21 protein-coding genes are annotated in these 22,496 nt (G+C 53.4%); 10 read left to right on the forward strand and 11 right to left on the reverse strand.

Annotated elements, in window-relative coordinates; genetic code table 11:
* Nucleotides 1-35: 35 nt before the first annotated feature.
* The 3 genes from HED22_RS15990 to HED22_RS16000 form a co-directional block, all read right to left on the reverse strand.
* Nucleotides 36-1,292, reverse strand: coding sequence for a hypothetical protein (locus tag HED22_RS15990; protein WP_167724055.1), 1,257 nt, complete (start codon nucleotides 1,290-1,292; stop codon nucleotides 36-38).
* A gap of 90 nt (nucleotides 1,293-1,382) precedes the next feature.
* Nucleotides 1,383-2,531 (reverse strand): pyridoxal phosphate-dependent aminotransferase, encoded by a 1,149-nt coding sequence (locus HED22_RS15995; protein WP_167724057.1) that lies wholly within the window; start codon nucleotides 2,529-2,531, stop codon nucleotides 1,383-1,385.
* Nucleotides 2,532-2,602: 71 nt separating this feature from the next.
* Entirely contained in the window at nucleotides 2,603-3,991 is a 1,389-nt protein-coding gene (locus tag HED22_RS16000) for a gamma-glutamyltransferase (protein WP_167724059.1), read from the reverse strand.
* Between HED22_RS16000 and HED22_RS16005 the strand changes: the two genes are divergently transcribed.
* From HED22_RS16005 to HED22_RS16015, 3 genes are all read left to right on the forward strand, one after another.
* Nucleotides 3,978-5,333, forward strand: coding sequence for a M48 family metalloprotease (locus HED22_RS16005; protein WP_368484510.1), 1,356 nt, complete (start codon nucleotides 3,978-3,980; stop codon nucleotides 5,331-5,333). The genes HED22_RS16000 and HED22_RS16005 overlap by 14 nt on opposite strands.
* Before the next feature lie 74 nt (nucleotides 5,334-5,407).
* The gene (locus tag HED22_RS16010) at nucleotides 5,408-6,016 is read left to right on the forward strand and encodes a hypothetical protein (protein ID WP_167724063.1); all 609 of its coding nucleotides are present in this window, start codon (nucleotides 5,408-5,410) and stop codon (nucleotides 6,014-6,016) included.
* 87 nt (nucleotides 6,017-6,103) lie between these two features.
* Entirely contained in the window at nucleotides 6,104-6,865 is a 762-nt protein-coding gene (locus HED22_RS16015; RefSeq protein ID WP_167724066.1) for a DsbA family protein, read from the forward strand.
* A gap of 134 nt (nucleotides 6,866-6,999) precedes the next feature.
* Here HED22_RS16015 and thiS read toward each other — a convergent pair whose 3' ends face one another.
* Complete coding sequence (gene thiS / locus HED22_RS16020; protein ID WP_167724068.1) at nucleotides 7,000-7,995, reverse strand: sulfur carrier protein ThiS; 996 nt, start codon at nucleotides 7,993-7,995, stop codon at nucleotides 7,000-7,002.
* 321 nt (nucleotides 7,996-8,316) lie between these two features.
* On the opposite strand from thiS, the gene HED22_RS16025 reads away from it, so the two are divergent.
* The 5 genes from HED22_RS16025 to HED22_RS16045 all read left to right on the forward strand — a co-directional run bounded on the left by HED22_RS16025 (nucleotide 8,317) and on the right by HED22_RS16045 (nucleotide 11,825).
* Nucleotides 8,317-8,604, forward strand: coding sequence for a type II 3-dehydroquinate dehydratase (locus tag HED22_RS16025; RefSeq protein WP_167724070.1), 288 nt, complete (start codon nucleotides 8,317-8,319; stop codon nucleotides 8,602-8,604).
* A 10-nt stretch (nucleotides 8,605-8,614) separates the two neighbouring features.
* Nucleotides 8,615-9,064, forward strand: a complete 450-nt coding sequence (accB, locus tag HED22_RS16030) for an acetyl-CoA carboxylase biotin carboxyl carrier protein (protein ID WP_167724072.1) — start codon at nucleotides 8,615-8,617, stop codon at nucleotides 9,062-9,064.
* Between the two features lie 17 nt (nucleotides 9,065-9,081).
* Entirely contained in the window at nucleotides 9,082-10,431 is a 1,350-nt protein-coding gene (gene accC, locus HED22_RS16035; protein ID WP_167724074.1) for an acetyl-CoA carboxylase biotin carboxylase subunit, read from the forward strand.
* Nucleotides 10,432-10,633: 202 nt separating this feature from the next.
* Nucleotides 10,634-11,299 (forward strand): leucyl/phenylalanyl-tRNA--protein transferase, encoded by a 666-nt coding sequence (gene aat, locus HED22_RS16040; protein WP_167724076.1) that lies wholly within the window; start codon nucleotides 10,634-10,636, stop codon nucleotides 11,297-11,299.
* Nucleotides 11,300-11,342: 43 nt separating this feature from the next.
* Nucleotides 11,343-11,825, forward strand: coding sequence for a GNAT family N-acetyltransferase (locus HED22_RS16045; protein ID WP_167724078.1), 483 nt, complete (start codon nucleotides 11,343-11,345; stop codon nucleotides 11,823-11,825).
* An 82-nt stretch (nucleotides 11,826-11,907) separates the two neighbouring features.
* Here HED22_RS16045 and serA read toward each other — a convergent pair whose 3' ends face one another.
* A complete protein-coding gene (gene serA, locus HED22_RS16050; protein WP_167724080.1) occupies nucleotides 11,908-13,149 on the reverse strand; it encodes a phosphoglycerate dehydrogenase in 1,242 nt (413 codons plus the stop codon).
* A gap of 244 nt (nucleotides 13,150-13,393) precedes the next feature.
* On the opposite strand from serA, the gene HED22_RS16055 reads away from it, so the two are divergent.
* Nucleotides 13,394-14,560: a GNAT family N-acetyltransferase gene (locus tag HED22_RS16055; RefSeq protein WP_167724082.1), complete on the forward strand. Its 1,167-nt coding sequence runs from the start codon at nucleotides 13,394-13,396 to the stop codon at nucleotides 14,558-14,560.
* A gap of 79 nt (nucleotides 14,561-14,639) precedes the next feature.
* On the opposite strand, the gene HED22_RS16060 is transcribed toward HED22_RS16055, so the two are convergent.
* From HED22_RS16060 to HED22_RS19830, 6 genes are all read right to left on the reverse strand, one after another.
* Complete coding sequence (locus tag HED22_RS16060) at nucleotides 14,640-16,322, reverse strand: methyl-accepting chemotaxis protein (protein ID WP_167724084.1); 1,683 nt, start codon at nucleotides 16,320-16,322, stop codon at nucleotides 14,640-14,642.
* Nucleotides 16,323-16,333: 11 nt separating this feature from the next.
* Complete coding sequence (locus tag HED22_RS16065; RefSeq protein ID WP_167724086.1) at nucleotides 16,334-16,951, reverse strand: hypothetical protein; 618 nt, start codon at nucleotides 16,949-16,951, stop codon at nucleotides 16,334-16,336.
* Between the two features lie 552 nt (nucleotides 16,952-17,503).
* On the reverse strand, nucleotides 17,504-18,046 hold the full coding sequence (locus HED22_RS16070) for a hypothetical protein (protein WP_167724088.1): 543 nt from the start codon (nucleotides 18,044-18,046) through the stop codon (nucleotides 17,504-17,506).
* 106 nt (nucleotides 18,047-18,152) lie between these two features.
* Nucleotides 18,153-20,471: an ATP-dependent Clp protease ATP-binding subunit ClpA gene (gene clpA, locus HED22_RS16075; protein WP_167724090.1), complete on the reverse strand. Its 2,319-nt coding sequence runs from the start codon at nucleotides 20,469-20,471 to the stop codon at nucleotides 18,153-18,155.
* Nucleotides 20,472-20,474: 3 nt separating this feature from the next.
* Nucleotides 20,475-20,801, reverse strand: coding sequence for an ATP-dependent Clp protease adapter ClpS (clpS, locus tag HED22_RS16080; protein ID WP_008890601.1), 327 nt, complete (start codon nucleotides 20,799-20,801; stop codon nucleotides 20,475-20,477).
* A gap of 314 nt (nucleotides 20,802-21,115) precedes the next feature.
* On the reverse strand, nucleotides 21,116-21,928 hold the full coding sequence (locus tag HED22_RS19830; protein WP_167724092.1) for a phasin family protein: 813 nt from the start codon (nucleotides 21,926-21,928) through the stop codon (nucleotides 21,116-21,118).
* Here HED22_RS19830 and HED22_RS16090 point away from each other — a divergent pair.
* A complete protein-coding gene (locus HED22_RS16090) occupies nucleotides 21,894-22,337 on the forward strand; it encodes a hypothetical protein (protein WP_167724094.1) in 444 nt (147 codons plus the stop codon). The genes HED22_RS19830 and HED22_RS16090 overlap by 35 nt on opposite strands.
* Nucleotides 22,338-22,496: the final 159 nt, after the last annotated feature.

Genomic DNA, 22,496 nt, shown 5'->3' on the forward strand with positions numbered 1-22,496 from the left:
TTCACTCTCCCTAAAGCTCATCCAACACGCCAACCTTAAAACTCTTTCTGCTGGCGAGAGAAGAATCGCCCATTAAGCTTACCATCAAAATAATGTTTGCGCTTGATCCAAATAAAACCATCAGCTTTAGATATGACGGCAACATCAATCGGTCCACCAACGGACTCACTAGGTTTTGTCACCTTTTCTTTCAACGACTGGAGGTTAACAAGAGTTTCAGCTAACTCAGCCATTTCGTCCAATGGCAATGCCCCGATAACATTCCCTAGCGGTACGTAATGGGTTTCAACTGCTGCTTCTACCCAATCCCTCACATGCGTCTTCGATGCCCCTTCTACCAGTTCGTCTAAGTTTGGGGCCTCTAAATGCATATCTTCAGCAAATTTCTTAAGCGTCTTACGAATTAGATCAGATGTGTTTCCGTAGACGTCAGGACTAAACCCCATCATGAATGTGTTGATCATTGACGACGTCGCAAAAGGCTTGATGTGAGAAATTTTGTCGTTACTCACGGTTTCGCTATCGATAGGCGTTTCAACAATCTTATCAAGTACAAAACCAAAGCATTCTCTCGCGATATAGCGAGGATAAAACTCATTTTCCCCGTACCCAGCAAACACTATACCGGTCGGGCTAAGCACATTTTTGAACCTTTTAAAGAGAATTTCAAATGAAATTCGACAGATTGTCGATACATGCTTCTTTGTCAAAAACGTTTTATTGACAAAATCAGCCTCAAGCTTGTCTACAAGGGTTGATTGGTACTTCTGTATAACTTCGGCAATTTGTTCGTCACCAAAACATTCTGGCGTTGGTTCTGAATCAAGCTCATTTTTCTTAAGACTCAGATACTCTGTCAAATTCTTTCGATTTGTACTAATTTTATCATCTTTGTCATAATTATTTTCCAAAGAACCTACAAAAACTTCCCAAAATATATCTTCAAGTTTCGAAAGGAGTATTTGTTCTTTCACATCTGCCGGAAAAATATGGGCATGACTTGCTATGTACTCAAAGAACTCATCCACGTAACCTTCTAAGTGCGAGAACTGTTTATCGCCGATATGCTGCCTAAAATCTTTAATTAGAATTTCCCAAGGCACACCATGAAGGTCCGCAGAATTATATATCATCACGCCAACCGGGTGATGACTGGAGAGTTGGAAAATCTTGTTCGCACCTTTGAAGTACCTCTCCTCTCTCTTCCCTTTGACAGTTCGTGTAACCGTAGTCGCACTATCAGCTGCCAAAACTATGGCATGACGGTTCATTATAACAATTTCAGAAGTCATGAGCGCACCCCAACGTGAATATAAGAAAATCATGCAACCATGAGATTAAATTGAGGTAAACTCAAAGCGCGCAAAACATCAACAAATAATCTATCTCCAGTTCTGGAGCGCTTTGACCGCACCAATCATGGTGTCTTCGCTGTGTGCAAACGAGAACCGCACATAGCCCTTGCCACGCAGGCGGTCGAAATCTGTGCCCGGCGTGGTCGCAACACCGGTTTCTTCGAGCATCTGTTTACAGAAGGCTTCGCTGTCACTCGTCAGTTCGCGCACATCGGCATAAAGGTAAAACGCACCATCGGCCGGGGCGAACTTGGTAAAGCCTGCCTTGGGCAAACCATCAAGCAGGATTTCGCGATTGCGCGCGTAGGCCGCGATGTTGGCCTGCAATTCGTCTTCGCAATCGAATGCCGCCACCGCCGCCAGCTGCGAAAGCGCCGGGGCAGAGATAAACAGGTTCTGCTGCAAGCATTCGACCGCGCGCATCAGATCAGGCGGGACAATCGCCCAGCCCAGACGCCAGCCGGTCATGGAAAAGTATTTCGAGAAGCTGTTGATGATGATCGCTTCATCACCGAATTCAAGGGCGGTGCATTCGGCAACATCACCAAATGAAATGCCCTGATAGATTTCGTCACTGATCAAACGAATGCCGTTGTCGCGGCAATAGGTTGCCAGTTCCCGATAGGTTTCAACATCGATCATGCTGCCCGCCGGGTTGGACGGGCTGGCAACGATCAGGCCGTCAACCGGTCCATCCAGATCACGCAACATCTGCACGGTCGGCTGATAATGGGTTTCCGGCCCCGCCGGCAGATTGACCGTCTCAATCCCAAGCGCGCTTAGAATGTTGTGATAGGCAGGGTATCCCGGGGCTGCCATCGCCACCCGATCGCCTGCGTCAAAGGCCGCGAGAAACGCCAGCACGAAGATCGAGGATGAGCCACTGGCCACACAAACGCGCGCCGGATCAACTGATACACCGAATTTGGTTTTGTAGTGACCGGCAATTGCTTCGCGCAGCGGATCAATGCCCATGGCGTTGGTGTAGCCGATCAGATCACTTTCAAGCGCCTTGGCAGCGGCTTCGCGCACCTTGCGCGGGGCGGGTGTTCCGGGCTGTCCGACTTCAAGATGATAGACAGCCTTGCCTTCGGTTTCACGCGCATTGGCTGCGCGCATCACATCCATCACGATAAAGGGCGAAATTGCACCACGAAGGGATTGTTTCAATGCCATTTGTGGGGTCCTGACATGTGTTTAAGAACAACAGGGCAGGATATGATCCCTGCCCTGTTGGTGATAACTGATTAGCGTGTGCCGGCCATGCCGCCACCTGCCGGATCGGCAAGGAACTGGCAACTTTCCGGATGGGGTGGCGTACCTTCAAGGCATTTGATCACATTGACCGAAGACGCCCCGTCGGAGTTCATCGCAATACCGGCCGCCGCACCTGAACCAATCAGGTCTTCAGCCATGGTGGCGATCTGTTTGGTCGCACCAGCCGGTGTCCCCGTGCCTGCGATACCGTAATAGTATTCCCAAACGAACGGGTTAATCATGAGTGCCGGGCCCATCAGCGGGGTCGAGACCATGGCGGCGTCACCCGCCGCAAGGTTAAGGCCAAACGCATCCGCGCCAAGCCCCGCACCGAACGGCTCATTCATGGTGGTCACGCAGGCCACCGCATTGGCCGCACGGTCGACGACGACAAAGCCACTGCGACCAGCACCAGCCTGAGCCGCTTCGCTGCCTGACGCAATGTCAGCCAGATAACGGTTCAGGATATCGGCAAGTTCGCTACCATCGGTGATTACGGCAGCACCGGCGTTGGATCGCGGCGGATACGCAAGATACAGCGTTTCATTGCCAACCTTGACCTCGGTCGCGGTTTTCCATTGCGGGCGATAGCCGCGCATGTCATCGGCTGTCAGAGTCCCGCCAGCGGCCTCGACCGCATGGGCAATATCCGCACCAAGTGCACCGTTATAAAACTCGCCCGGTCCCTTGACGCGCAGAGAAGTCAGCAAGGCTGCGAGATTGACCGCACGAATACGATCACCGACCTCAAGCATCTTGCCATCCGGCATAAACGTCGCGCGCAGAGACGGGCTTGCTTCAATGCGAGCCCGGTTTGCCTCGATGTCTTTGACCAACGATCGCGAAACCGGCACGCCAAGGCGGGCATATTGTTCGGCCGCACTGATCAACGAGCCCCACTGCAAACGACCATAACGTGCGCTAAGCGCATAAAGGCCGCGCGGTACGGTCGGAATGGTGGTTGCGGTCTGATCCGAGCCGGTACGCGTGCCCGGTTGCGGCCAGAAATCAAGAACTTCGACCTTTTGGGTCGCACGATCATGCACCACGCAGACCCCGCCGCCACCGATACCGGCAACAGAAGGCTTGGTCACGGTCATGGTGGCATAAAGCGCCACAGCCGCATCCGCAGCAGTCCCACCTGCGGAAAGAACATCGCGCGCATTGCGCACCGCACGCGGCTCATCGGCAACCACACCACCGAAATAGCCAGAGACTGCCCCTATTTGACCAAGATTTTCTGTTTCATTAGCACTACATGCAGCAAGTCCGGCAGTCATTGCGATTGCGACCGCGATCCGCCATGATGGCTTGCGCGTCGGCACGGAACCGACATCAGTCGAACGAAAATATGGAACGCACATTTTGCTCAGACGCATTATTACTCTCACTGCCATTTTCCTTATTGCCCTGCCTAGCACGGTTTCCGCGCAGGGTCGTTCTTTTATCCGCGATACAGAGATCGAGGAAACCCTCCGGATGTATGCCACGCCCATTTTCAGGGCGGCGGGCCTCGATCCGAATGGCGTGTCAGTTTATATCGTGTCCGACAACAGCTTGAACGCATTTGTTGCCGGGGGCCAAAAGCTTTTTATCAATACTGGGCTGTTGTTAAAAGCAGAGACTCCGGAACAGGTTATCGGCGTTGTCGCCCACGAGACCGGTCATATTGCAGGTGGGCACCTTTCGCGCGTTCATGATCAATTGCGCAACGCGTCTGCGATCTCAATTCTTTCAACGATTGCCGGTGTAGCGGCAGGGGTTGCAGCCGGTCGTTCCGATGTCGGTACGGCCGCTATTTTAGGCGGCCAGAACGTCGCAACGCGAAACTTCCTGGCCTATTCACGCACCCAGGAAAGCAGCGCAGACCAGGCGGGTGTGAAGTTCCTCACCAATTCCGGGATTTCATCGCGCGGGATGCTGGAATTCATGCAAACCCTTGAAGGGCAGGAATTGCTCAGCACCGCCAGCCAGGATCCGTATTTGCGCAGTCACCCGCTGACCATCGAGCGTGTTGATTTCCTTAAAAACTATGTGTCCAACTCGCCGCTTAAGGACGCCAAGGTCAGCCCGGAGCTGTATGAGCGCCATGAACGCATGCGCGCCAAACTGTTTGCCTTTACCAACCATATTCAAAACACGCTGCGCACCTATCCCGAAAGCGATACCAGCATCGCTGCCCGCTATGCGCGCTCGATTGCCTATTACCGCGACTCACAGCTTGATCCGGCGCTTGAAATCATTGAGGGCCTGATCGCCGAAGAACCGTCCAATCCATATTTCGAAGAACTGAAAGGCCAGATTCTTCTGGAGTTCGGACGCGCCCGCGAAGCGATTCCGCCGCTCCAACAATCAGCAGAACTGTCAAACGGCGCACCACTGATCCGATTGTTGCTGGCCCATGCAATGATTGAAACCGGCGATGAACAATATCTGGCACCGGCCAAGGAAAACCTGATCGGCGCCCTGTCACGTGAACGGGGTAATGCGTCCGCTTGGCGTTTCCGCGCAATTGTTGAAAACCGCCTCGGCAATGAAGGAGAGGCATCGCTTTCGCAAGCCGAATACAGCCTTTTGACGGGCGACCGGCAGGCAGCGAGCTATCACGCCGTTCAGGCCGACCGGAAACTTGAAAAAGGCTCTGCGGCATGGCTGCGGGCGCAAGATATCCTGCAGGCCACAAATCCTGACGGTGTGCCGGGCAAGGACAAAGCGAATTGAGGACGCAGGCCGCCCTGCGCGCAATTTCGCAAGTATCCCGAATGGTCACGCGGGCACGATTTCTTGGGTCTTTGGTGACGATTATCGGGTCCTTGGGTCTTGCGGGCTGCACCCTGCCCGATGCGGGTGTGGATGTCAGCGGAGACCTGAAACTGCTGTATGCGCCATTTTCACTGAACAATCCGCCGCGCTATTGGCAGGTTCACCAAGCCCACGACACGATACCGGCACCGCTCAGCTGGGAGGACAAGGACGGTCGCATCGCACTTGCGGCCCGTCCGGGAATGGGGGCGTTCGAAATCGGACGTCGCACCAATGTGATTGTGCTGGCCTCGCCGTTCCTGTCGTTTGACTGGCAGTTCAACAATGCAGCCCAGGTCGGTGATGTTGAACTGGTGCTTGGCTTCCGGCGGCAGGCACAGGGAAGCTGGACGGAAAGTGATCTTGGCTCGGGAAAACCGACGATGGATCAGGAAGTGCGGATTGCGGTCGGTCAGTATTCGGTGCGCTACGGCGAATGGCAGCACGAATATTTTGATCTTGCAACGCTTTATCGCCGCTACTGGCCCGATAGTCCTGCCGATGAAGTTAGGCTTGTCTGGATCGGGCTTGTTTCAGGCAAGGATCACGTCGCGCATGAGAACAGTGTCACTCATCTAACGCATATTTTACTTTCCCGTTAGCAGGCATATCACGTATCAAAAACCATCAAATGTAATCAGGGTCAGGACCAAGCCGTCACCAACTGACCAAAGACAAAAGGACGCCCTATGACTTCCCAGATCGCAAAGCGCTTTCTTGCCGGTACGGCACTTGGTTTTGGTATGCTGCTTGGTTCACAGGCAGTGATGGCGCAGGACGCGCTGAACCCTGAACAGAAAGCCGAAATCGAAGGCGTTATTGAACAGTACCTTCTTGATAATCCGGACGTTCTTCTGCGCGCCATTCAGAATGTTCAGACCTGGCAGGCCGCAGAACAAACCCGCCAACAGGCCGCCGCCATCACGCCGGTCTGGGATGCATTGGTTGCCGACAGTTCTGTACCATCCGTTGGGCCGGTTGACGCCCCGGTCACTGTGATCGAGTTTTTTGATTATCACTGCGGTTATTGCAAACGTGCCTTTGACGGCTTGATGGACATTGCCGAGCAGAACGAAGGCAAGGTCCGCACCATCTTTGTCGAATTCCCGATCCTGCGTGAGGAAAGTGGTGTTGCCGCTCGCGCAGCACTGGCCGCGGCCAAGCAGGGCAAATACATGGAAGCCCACGAGGCCTTCATGACCAATCGCGGCCTTCTGGATCAGGCCCGCATCAATGAACTGGCCGCTGGCGTCGGCATTGATGTTGATCAGATGGAAGCAGATATGAAATCGCCTGAAATCAGCGGTATGCTGGCGCAGTATTCGGCAATGGCCCGTTCGGTTGGCATTTCGGGCACACCGGCATTCCTGATCAATGGCACCATGGTTTCAGGTGCTGATATGGATCGCGTGAACGCGCTGGTCGATGCCGGATTGGAAGAAGCTTCCTGATCTGAGAAATATGACGAACTTAAAACTGCCTACATCTGCAGTTTGGTAGTTTCGAAATCTCAACAAAAACAACAAAGAGCCGTTTCGAAGATGAAACGGCTCTTTTGCATTGCGGGTTTTCCAAATGATCTCGCCTAGATGATCCCGGCCAGTGGCGACGACGGATCCGCGTATTTCTTTTTGGGCATCCGTCCGGCAAGGAAGGATTCACGACCGGCGATGATCGCGTGTTTCATCGCACGTGCCATACGGATCGGGTCCTTGGCACCAGCAATTGCGGTATTCATCAAGACACCATCACAGCCCAGTTCCATGGCAACAGCGGCATCCGATGCCGTACCAACACCCGCATCAACCAGAACCGGCACATTGGCATTTTCCTTGATGAGCGCGATATTGACCGGGTTCAAAATCCCCATGCCAGATCCAATCAGGGAACCCAGCGGCATGATTGCACAGCAGCCCATATCCTCAAGCATCTTGGCCTGAATGGGATCATCACTGCAGTAAACCATGACATCAAAGCCATCCTTGATCAGGGCTTCGGCGGCTGTAAGCGTTTCAGGCATATTGGGATACAACGTTGCCTGATCACCCAGCACTTCAAGCTTCACCAAATTCCATCCCCCGGCTTCGCGTGCAAGGCGCAGCGTGCGGACGGCATCATCAGCGGTAAAACACCCTGCCGTGTTGGGCAGATAGGTGTATTTTTTCGGATCGACGTAATCGACCAGCATCGGCTGGTTCGGGTCGGTCAGGTTCACGCGGCGCACTGCCACTGTGACGATTTCGGCCCCGGATGCCTCGATGGCAATTTTGGTTTCCTCGAAGTCCTTGTATTTGCCGGTTCCGACCAACAAGCGCGACGAGAATTTCTTGCCCGCGACAACAAAACCATCGTCGTCTGCGGCTGCCAGCCCAGCCTCTTGCGAACCGCCACCGATGAAGTGAACGATTTCGAATTTGTCACCCTCGGCAATCGGGGTTTCGCCATAGGCGGTCTTGGGAACGATTTCCAGATTACGTTCGACCGCGACCTTGGTCTGGGCGATCCCGAGTTCGCCAAGAAGTTCGGCAACGTTTCCGGCAGTTTCGATAGTGCGGTCTTCACCGTTGATCGTCAGACGCATCTTTTCGCTTCATTCCTGTGGTATCAAAATCTTCACGATTGCCGCGCAGTATGCGCAGCACGTTTGCCTTAAGCAAGATGTCATGCGCAGCTTTTTGGCGTTGAGCATCAATACACCGCGCTTCCCCGGCAAATGTGGCGGGCACGAAGCCTCAAGGTGGCGTTGCAAAGGCCACTGCAAAGTTGCGTCAGACTTTAGTCGTGTTATAAACGCAACTCCAAATGTTGGGCATGCAGTTAGCTGTTGCTTCGCGGTTCGAGCGTTTTTTTGACGGTCGTGACATCTGGCGGGCAGACACGCAACGGATGCTCGGAAGCAAGAATGGAAGTGAACGAGTTGACTGGTTTTATTAAAAACCGACAAGAAGACTCTGGCGTTCTTGGCAATGCTAAGGCATATACGCACACATTGGTTGCGATCCCTGATGCTTTCGCCGCGTCGACCAAGGCGAAACGCGGGATTCATCTGTCCAACATTCAAAAGCGGAATGCATTCAGACACAATCCATACGTCTCGAAAGCTTTACACGGCATGATCTATGGCTTTGGCTCCCGGAGCACCAAGAACGCCCTGGATGCCATGCGCGGATTGATCCACAAACCATCATAAAGATATCGAAATGAGCAAGTTCAACATCGACAATGACGCCATTCGCCAGCTCGCAGAGCTGCTGGACGACACCAATCTGACCGAAATTGAAGTTGCCGCAGGTGACAACCGTATTCGCGTCGCCCGTCAGGGCACCATGGTTGCCGCTGCTCCGGCGGCTGCCCCTGCTGCGCCTGCAGCTGCTGCGGCACCGTCCGCTGCCGCACCGGCAGATGCAGGTGCCCATCCGGGTGCTGTCAAATCGCCGATGGTCGGCGTTGTTTACTTCGCACCGGAACCAGGTGCAGCAGCATTCATCTCGGTTGGTGCAAGCGTTACCGAAGGCCAGACCCTGATGCTGATCGAGGCAATGAAAACCTTTAACCCGATCCGCGCACCGAAATCGGGCAAGGTCACCCAGATTATCGCGACCGACGGCCATCCGGTCGAATATGACGAGCCGCTGGTCATTATTGAATAAGTCGGGGTATCAACCGCATGTTCGACAAAATCCTGATTGCCAACCGTGGTGAGATCGCGCTTCGAATTCAGCGCGCCTGCCGCGAAATGGGCATCAAAACTGTTGCGGTGCATTCCACTGCTGATGCGGACGCTATGCATGTGCGTCTGGCCGACGAATCGGTCTGCATTGGTCCGGCTGCATCCAAAGACAGTTATCTGAATATTCCGGCCATTCTTTCGGCTGCTGAAATCACCGGGGCCGAGGCCATCCACCCGGGTTATGGCTTCCTGTCGGAAAGTGCTGACTTTGCATCGATGGTCGAAGAGCACGGCTTTGCCTTTATTGGCCCGACGCCCGAACATATCCGCACCATGGGCGACAAGATCACGGCAAAACAGACCGCTGAAAAGCTCGGCATTCCGTGTGTACCGGGGTCTGATGGCGAAATCACCACTGTTGACGAAGCCCGTAAATGCGCCAAGGACATCGGTTATCCGGTCCTGATCAAGGCATCGGGCGGCGGCGGCGGCCGCGGCATGAAAGTGGTCGAGCGTGACGAAGACCTTGCCGAAGCCTTTTCCATGACCCGTAAGGAAGCATTGCAGAACTTTGGCAATGCCGCCGTTTACATGGAAAAGTACCTTGGCAAACCGCGCCATATCGAATTGCAGGTGATTGGTGACATGCATGGCAACGCTGTTCACCTGTTTGAACGCGATTGTTCCTTGCAGCGTCGTCACCAAAAGGTGCTTGAAGAGGCCCCGTCACCGACTCTGACCCCCGAAGAGCGCGAACGTATCGGGTCGACCGTTGCCAATGCCATGATTGGCATGGGGTATCGCAATGCCGGCACAATCGAATTCCTTTATGAAAACGGCGAGTTCTATTTCATCGAAATGAACACCCGCCTGCAGGTGGAGCACCCGGTCACTGAAATGATTTCGGGCGTCGATCTTGTGCGTGAACAGATCCGTGTTGCGGCCGGTCTTGAGCTGTCATTCAAACAGGAAGACCTTGAAATTCATGGTCATGCGATTGAATGCCGTATCAATGCCGAAGACCCGCAGACCTTTGTTCCCTCACCGGGCAAGATCAAGGAATATCATGCACCGGGCGGCCTTGGTGTCCGTGTTGATAGTGGTATTTATACCGGCTATTCGATCCCGCCCTATTACGACAGCATGATCGCAAAGCTGATCGTTCATGGCCGCGACCGTGAAGAATGCATGATGCGCCTGCGTCGTGCACTGGCAGAATATGCGATTGGTGGCATCAAAACCACCATTCCGCTGCATCAGACGCTTCTTGCCAATCCTGACATCCAGAAAGGGGATTACGACATCCACTGGCTGGAAAAGTACATGGGCATGAACAAGACGCTTTGATCAGTGCTTGGGCAGATTTCAAACGGGAACCTTCGGGTTCCCGTTTTTCGTTTGCGATTTAAATCAAAAATTTAATCAAGCTTCCTTATTCTTGAAGACCGGTTCAGACTGGAAGTTGTGATGATCTTGTCACATGCGACCAGTCAACTCATATGTAAGCAACCATCAGACAAACAGGACCAAAGCAATTATCACTGCGATCATGTCAAACCAACTGACCCCTGATCTTTTGATCCGTGCCTATTCCGTCGGCCTGTTCCCCATGGCCGAAAGCCACGATGATCCAACCCTGTACTGGATTGATCCGGAATGGCGTGGAATCTTGCCGCTCGACGGGTTTCATGTCCCGCGCAGCTTGCGTAAGGCCGTGCGCAAGGGAACCTATAAAATTCACGTCGACAGGGCCTTTCCCGATGTCATTCGCGCCTGTGCGGAACCCTCCGACACCCGCGATGATACCTGGATCAACGACAACATCCTTGAAGCCTATTGCGCGCTTCACAAGATGGGGTGCGCCCATTCGATCGAAGCCTGGAAAGACGGCGAACTGGTTGGTGGACTTTATGGCGTTAGTCTGGGCAAGGCATTCTTTGGCGAAAGCATGTTTTCACGCGCAACAAACGCGTCAAAGGTTGCGTTGGTACATCTGGTCGCGCTGATGCGTCAGGGCGGATACAGCCTGCTTGATACGCAGTTTGTTAATGATCACCTCAAACAGTTCGGGGTTGAGGAAATCCCGCGCGAACGATATCGCAACGAACTGGCCAAGGCCCTTACAGGCCGCGCGAAACTTCCGTTTGAAGTCGATCCGGAAATCCTTGAAGAAACGCTGACAGGTGGCGATAGTAAGGCACCACTGCAGTCCTGAGTTCTGTATAAGGACTGCCATTCCCGCCACAACGAGTTCCGCCATGCATATCCGCCCTGCCACCCAAGAAGATACCTCCGCCATTCTTGATATTGTCGCGCCGATCCTTCGGGCTGGCGATACCTATGCCATTGACAGCAACATGACCGACGATGAAGTCATCGGCTATTGGATGGGACAGGATAAAGTCACGCTGGTGGCAGAGGAAGACGGCAAGGTGGTTGGCACCTATTACATCCGCCAAAATCAGGGTGGCGGCGGATCGCACGTTTGCAATTGCGGCTATATGACCTCACCCGCGGCAAGTGGCCGCGGCATTGCGCGGCGGATGTGTGAAGATTCACTCGTGCGTGCCAAGGAAATGGGCTATCGCGCCATGCAGTTCAATTTCGTAATTGCCAGCAATGCAGCAGCCGTTCACCTGTGGCCGAAACTTGGTTTCGAGGTGGTTGGCCGCCTGCCCGGTGCCTTTATGCACCCGACATTGGGCGAAACCGACGCGTTGGTGATGTATCGAAAGCTCTAGGCTGACGAAATCAGACAAATAATACGGGCGGGCGCCATACGGCACCCGCCCTTTTGCTATCTCAAGATCGTATCTGATGTGATCAGAACAGGAAGCGGACGCGAAGCGTGCCTTCGATCGCCGAAAGCTCCTTGCGGACGCCCTCGCCCGGTTTGATTTCCTCGTCGACCTCGACCACAACATAGCCAACGCCGCCTTCGGAACGCAGATACTGGCCACTGATGTTGATGCCACGACGTGCGAAGACATCGTTGATCTTAAGCAGCACGCCCGGCACGTTGCGGTGAATGTGCATGAAGCGGGTATGGGTGCGGTCCTTGACCGGAAGCGAGACTTCCGGGAAGTTCACAGCACCCAGGGTCGAGCCGTTATCAGAATAGGTGATCAGCTTGTCTGCCACCTCGACCCCGATATTTTCCTGCGCTTCCTGGGTGGAGCCACCGATATGCGGTGTCAGGATGACGTTGCTCATGCCGCGAAGCGGACTTTCGAACTGCTCGTCCTTGCCAGCTGGCTCAACCGGGAACACATCAATGGCGGCACCGGCCAGATGACCGCTTTCAAGGGCGGCTGCCAGATCTTCAATGACGATGACATTGCCACGTGCGGCATTAATCAGATGCGCACCCTTTTTCATCTTGGCGATTTCAGCACCGGTGATCATGTTCTTGGTCTGATCATTGGCCGGAACATGCAGCGATACGACATCGGATTTTGCAAGAAGTTCGTCCATCGACGAACAGGAGTTCGCATTCCCCATGGCAAGCTTGTTGATCACATCATAATAGATGACGTTCATGCCAAGCGATTCCGCCAGCACCGAAAGCTGGGACCCGATATGACCATAGCCGATAATACCCAGCGTCTTGCCGCGTGCTTCATAAGAGCCATGGGCATTCTTCAGCCAATCACCGTCATGAGCGGCCGCATTACGCTCGGGAATCCCGCGCAGCAGCATGATGATCTGGCCCAGTACCAGTTCGGCAACCGAGCGGGTGTTGGAATACGGCGCATTGAACACCGGGATCCCGCGCATCGCTGCGGCCTGCAGATCCACCTGATTGGTGCCGATGCAGAAACAGCCGATGGAGGTCAGCTTTGAGGCGGCATTAATGACGTCTTCGGTCAGTTTGGTACGGGAGCGAATGCCCAAAAAGTGCGCTTCGGAGACAACGGACTTCAGTTCGTCCGCGTCGAGCGCAGCTGGATAATGGTCGACATTTGAGTAGCCGGCCTCTTTGAACATTTTTACAGCGTTTTCATGGATACCTTCGAGCAGGACAACCTTGATCTTGTCCTTCTCCAACGAAAGTTTGCTGTTCACGGCGCACCATCCTTTTCTTCGTGAGGGCGACACGGGAAAATCCCCGAGCCGTTTACAGACCATTTCCAAACGGCCTGTGGCACAATGAAATAGGACTTAGATGCGCTTCCGTCAAAGGCTTTCCCTTGCGTAAATACGCATTGCGCCTATCTTCTGAACGCATATACCGGCTAATGCGTATAAAAATCAGGCCCCTTGAACGGGCCTATGACGTCTTTGGGGACCCGCTTTAAGGTAGCTTGCTTTGCCTGTCGAAATCAGAACCGTCACCGATATTCATCAGATCGGACAAACCAATTGGGACAACTGCGCCGGGGCCGATAACCCGTTTGTCAGTTTTGCCTTTCTTTCGGCGATGGAAGACAGCGGCTCAACCACTGCGGAAACCGGTTGGCAACCCTTTCATCTGGTCGCCGAGGACGAAACAGGCGCGGTGATCGGCATCGTGCCGCTTTACGTCAAAGCCCATTCATATGGCGAGTATGTTTTCGACTGGGCATGGGCAGAGGCCTATGAGCGCGCGGGCGGACGCTATTACCCGAAACTGCAGTCAGCAGTGCCTTTCTCGCCGGTACCGGGACCACGATTGCTGGTCGCACACAATCATCCTGATCCCGACGCTGTGCGTCATGCCCTGATTAGCGGTATGACGATTTTGCCCGAGAAGCTTGGCATGGCAACGCTGCATGTGACCTTTTGCAGCGGCGAAGAAAGCAGACAGATGGAAGAGGCCGGTTTTTTGGCACGCACCGGCATGCAATATCACTGGCGCAACCGGGACTATCAGAATTTCGATGATTTTCTGGGCGCGCTCAATTCACGCAAACGCAAGAACCTGCGCAAGGAACGCAAACAGGTTCTGGAAGCCGGCTACAGCTTTGCAGCGCTTCGCGGTGATGATTTGAAACCCCATCATTGGGACCGGTTTTATCATTTCTACCGCGATACATCCGACCGCAAGTGGGGACAGGCCTATTTGACGCGCGAGTTTTTTGAACTGCTCCATGAGCGTATGCGCGACCGCACCGTTCTGGTCTGTGCCTTCAACGATGATGAAATGGTTGCCGGGGCCCTGAACATGATGGGGAGCGAAACACTATATGGTCGCAACTGGGGCACCATGGATCGCACACCGCTTCTGCATTTTGAAACCTGCTACTATCAGGCCATCGATATCGCGATTGAACATGGCCTGAAAACGGTCGAGGCCGGCGCACAAGGTGAACACAAAATCCAGCGCGGCTATGAACCGGTGATTACCCATTCAGCACACCTGATTGCTGATCCTGGACTGAAGCGCGCTGTTGCACAATTTCTGGCACAGGAACGAAATCATATTGCCCAGGATCGCAATTTCATCCTGTCCGAGCATAGCCCTTATCGCCAGGAACCGCTTGCACCGAAAAGCTGAAAGATGATTCGGATATCAGGACCAAAAAGAAAAGGCGCGGGGAAATCCCCGCGCCTTTTACATTGAGATATCTGATGCGTCAGACGGTTCGGACGTCATCAAGGAAGCCATTCACGTGACTGCGGAGCTCATCATTGGCTGCGGCCAAGCGGCCGACGCTATCAAGCTGTCCACTGGAAAGATCGCCACTTTCGGTGGTTGCGCTGGCAACACTTTTGACAGCGTTGGTGATGGCAACGTTACCGTTGGCTGCACCTTCCACACTGCGTGAGATTTCCTCGGTTGCAGCGCCCTGCTCTTCCACCGCACTTGCGACAACCGACATCAATTCATCAATCTTGTTGATGGTGTCGGCAAAGCCGCGTACAGCTTCGGATGCAGCACCGGTTTCACTTTGCATCTCGGCAATTTTGGTGGTGATCTGCTCGGTCGCCTTGACCGTCTGCGAAGCAAGGTTTTTGACCTCGCCAGCCACAACGGCAAAGCCTTTGCCGGCCTCCCCGGCACGCGCTGACTCAATCGTCGCATTCAGCGCCAGCAGGTTGGTCTGATCGGCGATGTCACTGATCAGATTGACAACTTCACCCACGCTATGAGCGGCATCATTGAGTTTTTCAACACGCTCGTTGGTGCGTTCCGTTTCGCCGACAGCAACCTGGGTAATTTCCGTTACACGGGCAATCTGTGACGAGATTTCCGAAATGGAGGCCGACAGCTGTGCGGTTGCAGATGCCACCGTTTCGATATTGGTCGAAGACTCTTGTGCCTGTTCGGCAACATCCTGGGCATCCTGATTGGCACGTTCTGCGTGTGAGGTCAGCGTCTCGGATGCCGAACGGACATCGTCAAGTGCTGCATTCACCGCCTGGAGGACACTTTGGATTTTTTCATCAAAGCCCTTGGTGAGTGACCCCATGCGCTGGGTACGTTCAACCTGACGCTGCGCTTCGACTTTTTCCTGTTCGGCCATGCGAGCACGTTCGCGCGCATTTTCCCGGAAAACTTCAAGCGATTTCGCCATCGCACCGACTTCATCGGTGCGCTTCATATCAAGCGTTTCGATATCAAGATTACCGGCTGCAAGCTTGCCCATCGCCTCGGTCATTCTGCGGATCGGTGTTGCGATCATCCGCGACAATGTGCCACCAAACAGGATCGCCATGACAATCAACAGGAGAACACCTGTACCCAGAGTGATCTGGAAAATGCGCATCGCCTGGTCGACTTCCGCCCCAACGTCTTGGTTCATCTGATCGATGTTCTTGGCAAGTTCACCAGCAATCGTAGAAACCTGATCTGCAAGTTCGCGCGGCTCACCGGATGCTTCGATTGCGCGGGCATGGTTAACGGTCAGATAGTGACGCATCAACTGGACCTGCTCCACCGCGATTTCTTCCCAACGGTCAATTGCCCCGTCCATTTCCTCAATCAGCGTCGCAATCTGTGGATTGATTGAAGCATATGTCTTGAGCACGTCAGTCCGAATGTCGATTTCTTCAAGTGAAGTCTCGTAACCTTGCAAACCGGCACGGTCACCTGTTGTCAGGAAATAGATAAGTTCCTGACGCGCAACGAGATAGGCGCGATCAAGGTTGCGATAATCACGTTCGAACTGCGAAAGATAGTTGCGTTGCTCGTTAGCACTGTTGACCTTCATCGTTGCGAAGATGCCCGCCCCAGCGACCATCAGAATCACGGCAATCATGACCGCGAAACAGGTCATCAGTTTTGCCGGGATCGAGAGGTTTTTGAAAAATCTCATCACTGTTCTCCCTACAGACCACGACGGCGCGCAAGTTCATTCAGATTGACCTCGATGGTCACGGCACCGATCGGCTGACGGTCGGCATCGCTCATCGTCATATTGAGCTGAGCCAACCATGCGTCAGCATTTTCGTTGTATTCGGCTTCATCAATGAAAACCGCATCAGGCCCATTGGGATAAGTATTCTGAAACTTTGCCTCATCCCCCTGCCAGAAGTCCGAGGTGATAGAGCTTTGCCCGACATTGAGCCCCACAGCATCCATCACAAAGATTTCGGCATACATCCCGCCGGAACGCGCTTGAACCTGTGTAAGGTAGCTTGAAAGCGGGTTGGTCAGGATCGCTGCAACCAATGGCTGGTCTTCTGCTTCACGTTCTGCACGCCATTGTTGGTCAGCAGCATCAATCTGATCCTGCGTCATATCTGTGCGCAGCTTGTTCTGGGACGTAATGGAAAGCGCCACAACCGGGTTTGCCAACCATTCCCGTACATCACGGATGAACTGATCCGTGATGAGTGCGTTGGGATCCCCGGGCAAGTCTGCCTTGGCAAAAGCGGCATGCGGAGCAGCCAATACTGCTGCCATAAGCACCCCTGCCAAAGCCACACCACTTTTGGATATCATTCGTTTCACTCCCCTAGCCTATGCCATCGGCAATTATGGACTATCTACTAGTATAGATTCTTATACAAAGGATGAAATTCGAATACAACCTTTTTTAGAAACCAAGGCAACGTGGAGCCGCATGAGAAGAACATCCACATATGCCATATGTGAATGCCGCAGCTGGAAACAACAGGGTGATCAGGATATCTCGGGGAGTGAAAGGCTCGAAAACCAGACAAGAAAAAAGCGGCGGTATAACACCGCCGCTGAGTTTGGTTGGGACACGAGCAAACTGCAGAAGATTACGTTGTTCCAGGCGCGTAACGCGCCCCTGCAAAGAACAACTGTCCACCCTGACCTAAGCAGGAAGCATGCCAACTTTATAAAACCCCGGAAATCCTAGATTTTTGGGGAATATAGACACACTGACCGCAGGCCACAGAAACATTACCGCATAATCTTTGCATTTCAAAATGCAAAGATTGCAAATTGCAAAGTGCGTTCTTTGCAATTTGCAAATACCTACTGGTAATTTAGAATATCCTAGTATTTGCACGCATCTTAACGTCCCTATCTGGTACGTTTTTTCTTTTTCGCGCCACCAAAATTCAAGAGCGCGGGCGCCTTCTCGATGATTTCCTCGAGAATCGACTTCGCGATATCAAGATCTTCCTTTGCAGACTCGTCCAACTGGCTGATATAGCGCGGATCAGAGATCATGCGCTCCGCTTCATATAACGTCCTGAGCTCGCTTTGGAACATTTCGCGCGCACCAAGCGGCAAGTTTTCCTTTGCACTCATAACAAAGAAGAATTTCAAGCTGGTCTTAATGACAATCCTGAGCATGACGACCTGTAGCTTATGAAACTGTTTTTCCAGTTCTTCTTTCTTGGGGTGGCTTTCAAGCTTCTTCATCCGCTCGGCAATCACCAGAGACAACGCCTTGAAGTTGTCGACTTCTTCGCGAAACGGCCGATAACCCGTGACATCAGATTTGTCGGCATTTTTCTCCATCACGTCTGCCAAGGCAACAAGCTTGCGCGCGCGCAATTCCAGCCGGGAGAGAAACTCCTCGACTTCGTTTCGGTATTTTCGTTGTGCTGCTTGACTCATAATATTCTGGCATTCTTTATATGACGGTGCCCGGGAACAACGTCCCCGGGCACCAATCTATACTGCCAATCATTAACAACAACCTGAGAACCGTGAAAGGCTTGTTTTAGCCCGCCATCTCAGGATCTTTTTTCTGTTGTTTTTGACCGTTTTCATCTTCCGGATAGCGGAAGACAACAGCGTCATCTTCAATATCAACAAGTACAGCACCGCCCTTGGACAGCTTGCCAAACAGCAACTCTTCGGCGAGCGGTTTTTTGACATGCTCTTGAATGACGCGGCCCAACGGACGCGCACCGAAGGCCGCATCATAGCCACGTTCAGCCATCCAGCTTCGCGCAGCTTCGGTGAGTTCAATCGAGACATTCCGATCCGCCAACTGCACTTCAAGCTGCAAGATGAACTTGTCGACCACCATCTTGACGACTTCCGGCTGCAAATTGGCGAACGGAATAACCGCGTCCAGACGGTTTCGGAATTCCGGCGAGAAGGTACGTTTAATCGCCTCCTCATCTTCGCCGACACGCATTTCGCGCTTAAACCCGATCGGCGGCTTGGCCATGTCGGATGCGCCCGCGTTGGTCGTCATAACCAGCACAACGTTGCGGAAATCAACCGTCTTGCCGTTGTTATCGGTCAGCTTGCCATGATCCATGACCTGCAGAAGAATATTAAACAGATCCGGGTGGGCTTTCTCGATTTCATCAAGTAGCACAACCGCATGCGGATGCTGATCAACGGCATCGGTCAACAGGCCACCCTGATCGAACCCGACATAGCCGGGTGGCGCACCAATCAGGCGCGATACGCTGTGGCGTTCCATATATTCCGACATGTCAAAGCGGATGAACTCGATCCCCATCACAGTTGCAAGCTGTTTGGTCACCTCGGTCTTACCAACACCGGTCGGGCCCGAGAACAGATAACTGCCAATCGGCTTTTCCGGTTCGCGCAAGCCTGCACGGGCCAGCTTGATCGCACTGGCAACCGCTTCGATTGCCTTGTCCTGACCAAACACAACCGTTTTCAGGTCACGCTCAAGGTTTGCCAACGCCTTGCGGTCATCGGTCGAAACCGATTTTGGTGGGATGCGGGCGATCTTGGCGACGATCTCCTCTACATCACGCTTGCTTACCGTGCGTTTGCGTTTACTTGGTGCCACCAGCATGCGCGATGCACCAACTTCGTCAATCACGTCAATCGCGCTATCGGGCCGCTTGCGGTCGCTGATGTAACGCGATGCCAACTCGACTGCGGAACGCAGGGCTTCGTTGGTGTATTTGACCTGATGATGCTCCTCGTAATAGGGCTTCAGGCCCTTGAGGATCTTGACGGTATCGGCCTCTGATGGTTCTTCGACATCGATTTTCTGGAAACGACGTACAAGGGCGCGGTCCTTTTCGAAGTGACCACGGAATTCCTTATAGGTGGTTGAACCGATGCAGCGCAGCGACCCGCTTGCAAGTGCCGGTTTCAGCAGGTTGGAGGCATCCATTGCCCCACCTGACGTCGCACCAGCACCAATCACGGTGTGGATTTCATCAATGAACAGAACAGCACCTTCGTACTCTTCAAGTTCCTTGACCACTGCCTTCAGGCGTTCTTCGAAATCGCCGCGATAGCGCGTTCCGGCCAGAAGAGCCCCCATATCAAGGGCAAAGATTGTTGCGTTTTCGAGAACCTCGGGCACATCGCCATCATTGATACGGCGCGCGAGACCTTCTGCAATCGCGGTTTTACCAACACCGGGATCACCAACATAAAGCGGGTTGTTCTTTGTCCGGCGGCAGAGAACCTGAATGGTCCGGTCAATCTCGTTTTGACGACCTATCAGTGGATCGATCTTGCCGCTCTGCGCCTTGACATTGAGGTTCACACAATAGGCTTTAAGGGCCTCGCCCTCAGCCGGGCCACTTTCGTCACTTTCCGGTGACATGCCAGCAACTGGTTCTTCGTCGGCACCACGCGGGATGCGACGCTCATTCATTTCGGTTGCCTTGGCAATGCCATGGGAAATGTAGTTCACCGCATCGAGGCGCGTCATATCCTGCAGTTGCAGATAGTAGACCGCATGCGATTCCCGCTCGGAAAACAGGGCAACCAGTACGTTGGCACCAGTAACCTCTTCCCGGCCGGAGGATTGGACATGGATCGCAGCACGCTGGATCACGCGCTGAAAACCGGCTGTCGGCTTGGGATCCACCAATCGTGCGCTGATCAGGCCGGAAAGCTCGCTATCGGCGAATTCCAGCAGATCGGAACGCAGCCGATCAATATCAACCCGGCACGCTTTAAGCACCGCCAAAGCATCCTGATCCTCGGTCAGCGACAACAGAAGATGTTCAAGAGTGGCATATTCATGCCTGCGCTCCGACGCATATGCGAGCGCACGGTGCAGGCTTTCCTCAAGATTGCGCGATAGCATATGTCACTCCTTCTCTAAGGTACACTGCAGCGGATGCTGATTCTGGCGGGCCAGGTCCATGACCTGGTTAACTTTGGTTTCTGCGATTTCGTAGGTGAAAACACCACACACCCCGACACCCTTGCGGTGAACCTGAAGCATGATCTCGGTGGCTTCTTCACGTCCTTTTTCAAAAAACCGTTCCAGTACGTGAACAACGAACTCCATCGGCGTGTAGTCGTCATTCAGCAACAGCACCTTGTACATGGACGGCTTTTTGGTCTTGGGCCGTGTCTTTGTTACGATCCCCGTGTTCGGCAGATCAGTGCCGTCATTATCCTGTTCAGTCATCGTCTACTTACCGGAACCCTTATTTCCTGCATGATCTCCATGATAGGTCATTGCCAAACTCTTTCAAAGGGCGCAGCGCATCGTTGCGCCATGAATTTATTGTGCATCCGTATTTCGGTGATTGTCCATCTCCGATTCATTTAGGCCACGAATAACGCACTGCAAGATCACACGACAAACTTCCTTATCTTTGCCACTATGACGGAGGCAAAACGGAAGCCTCATCTGAAAACACAAAGAAAAAGCGGGCATGACCAAATGCCATGCCCGCCCGGAATTCCGCGTTCAAGGATGTTTGACATCCATTTCCCGCATCACTTCGTTGTGACATTCGTTGCCTTGCTGATCGCGTCCAATCCGTCCGAGATCGCAGCAAACATCAGCTCTTGCATCTTTTCACCTTCGGCCATGCTGTTGGCATAACAACGATTGATAATGCGCGTATGCAGGTCCTGAAGGTCGGCAATGCTTTCGACCTTGGTCAATTCATCAAGGTCATCCTGCGATGCCTCAAATTCCTTTTGCATCCAGCTTGAAAGCTCGGTGCCGATGCCACCGGTCTTTTCAAACATTGCCATGGTTGCCTGCCAAACTTCCTCGAAACTTTTCTTTTGCGTATCAAGCAGCTCTTCATACTGGGCCGCAACCCGCGACCCGGCACCAGAGAACACATCAGCCTGGCCGGTCATGGTTTCAAAAATTTTGCCAAATGCTTCGTTGGCTGCAGAAACGCTGTCTTCAAAGGCGTCATTGCCAGCAGACACCATTGCTTCGACCTCGGGGGTTTTCCAGAGCTCGAAATAGGGCTCCATCCCTGTTCCATCGACGAACAGAGCACCGAAACCAAAAACGTCGCCCTTCTTTGCTTCTGCCTTCGGCTTCGCGTCGGCCGGTTTCGGATCAGCAACAGATTTGGCCGGGGCCGGTTTGGCCGCAGGCTGTGATACAGGTTTGGTCGCAGCAGGGGCAGCCGACTTCGCCGGAGTTGCAGCCTTTGGAGCAGGAGCGGATTTCGACGCTGTGGTTGCTGGTGCCGCAGCAGCCTTTTTGGGCGCTGCTTTGGCTGCGGTTGTCTTTTTCGGAGCGGCAGACTTGCTGGATGTCGCAGATTTACTTTTCGTACTCACAGTATTGGCCTTTTCGCTTTTGGGGGAGGATGCGGGCGCTGTCGACTTGGGCTCTGACGGTTTTTCCACGTCATCAGGTCGCGCGGCCCCGGGCTTAGCAATTGAAGATTTCTTGGCAGGCGTCGCCTGCTTTGGAGCAAGTGACGACGAAGACGCTTTTGGAGCCTGTTCGGCTTTCGGCGTTGGGGCGTCGCTGTTTGCTGTCACGCTCGGTTTGTCACTGTTGACCGCGCCTTTGGCAGCGGCCTCTATCTCGGAAGACGTCATAACCCTCCGTTTGGGAGGCTCAACGTCTTTGCCCGAGACATCAGGCGGGGATGCAGACTTTGACGACGGCTTGGCAAGCGTCGCGCTTGCAGTTTTTCCGGCCACCTTCTTTTTGGAATCAGTCATTGCCTCAACCTCCTGACGGCCGGGATATTCACCCCGGCTTGATGTTGCATTGCAACATAACCCTAGATGTAAATACCCCCATACGTCAAGTACAGTTTAGTGACAATCGCGCTAAAACCCTGCACCCAATGAGTACATAAAAAGCCGGATTTCTGCCGAAAATTCAAAACCCCAG

The sequence above is a fragment of the Thalassospira sp. HF15 genome, from assembly GCF_011806525.1.
Taxonomy (GTDB): Bacteria; Pseudomonadota; Alphaproteobacteria; order Rhodospirillales; family Thalassospiraceae; genus Thalassospira.

What these genes read in the sequence shown, in the direction of transcription:
- HED22_RS15990 (WP_167724055.1), bottom strand. Translation starts at nt 1,292, where the DNA reads ATGACTTCTGAAATTGTTATAATGAACCGTCATGCCATAGTTTTGGCA.
- HED22_RS15995 (WP_167724057.1), bottom strand. Translation starts at nt 2,531, where the DNA reads ATGGCATTGAAACAATCCCTTCGTGGTGCAATTTCGCCCTTTATCGTG.
- HED22_RS16000 (WP_167724059.1), bottom strand. Translation starts at nt 3,991, where the DNA reads ATGCGTCTGAGCAAAATGTGCGTTCCATATTTTCGTTCGACTGATGTC.
- HED22_RS16015 (WP_167724066.1), top strand. Translation starts at nt 6,104, where the DNA reads ATGACTTCCCAGATCGCAAAGCGCTTTCTTGCCGGTACGGCACTTGGT.
- thiS (WP_167724068.1), bottom strand. Translation starts at nt 7,995, where the DNA reads ATGCGTCTGACGATCAACGGTGAAGACCGCACTATCGAAACTGCCGGA.
- HED22_RS16025 (WP_167724070.1), top strand. Translation starts at nt 8,317, where the DNA reads ATGGAAGTGAACGAGTTGACTGGTTTTATTAAAAACCGACAAGAAGAC.
- accB (WP_167724072.1), top strand. Translation starts at nt 8,615, where the DNA reads ATGAGCAAGTTCAACATCGACAATGACGCCATTCGCCAGCTCGCAGAG.
- accC (WP_167724074.1), top strand. Translation starts at nt 9,082, where the DNA reads ATGTTCGACAAAATCCTGATTGCCAACCGTGGTGAGATCGCGCTTCGA.
- aat (WP_167724076.1), top strand. Translation starts at nt 10,634, where the DNA reads ATGTCAAACCAACTGACCCCTGATCTTTTGATCCGTGCCTATTCCGTC.
- HED22_RS16045 (WP_167724078.1), top strand. Translation starts at nt 11,343, where the DNA reads ATGCATATCCGCCCTGCCACCCAAGAAGATACCTCCGCCATTCTTGAT.
- HED22_RS16060 (WP_167724084.1), bottom strand. Translation starts at nt 16,322, where the DNA reads ATGAGATTTTTCAAAAACCTCTCGATCCCGGCAAAACTGATGACCTGT.
- HED22_RS16065 (WP_167724086.1), bottom strand. Translation starts at nt 16,951, where the DNA reads ATGATATCCAAAAGTGGTGTGGCTTTGGCAGGGGTGCTTATGGCAGCA.
- HED22_RS16070 (WP_167724088.1), bottom strand. Translation starts at nt 18,046, where the DNA reads ATGAGTCAAGCAGCACAACGAAAATACCGAAACGAAGTCGAGGAGTTT.
- clpA (WP_167724090.1), bottom strand. Translation starts at nt 20,471, where the DNA reads ATGCTATCGCGCAATCTTGAGGAAAGCCTGCACCGTGCGCTCGCATAT.
- clpS (WP_008890601.1), bottom strand. Translation starts at nt 20,801, where the DNA reads ATGACTGAACAGGATAATGACGGCACTGATCTGCCGAACACGGGGATC.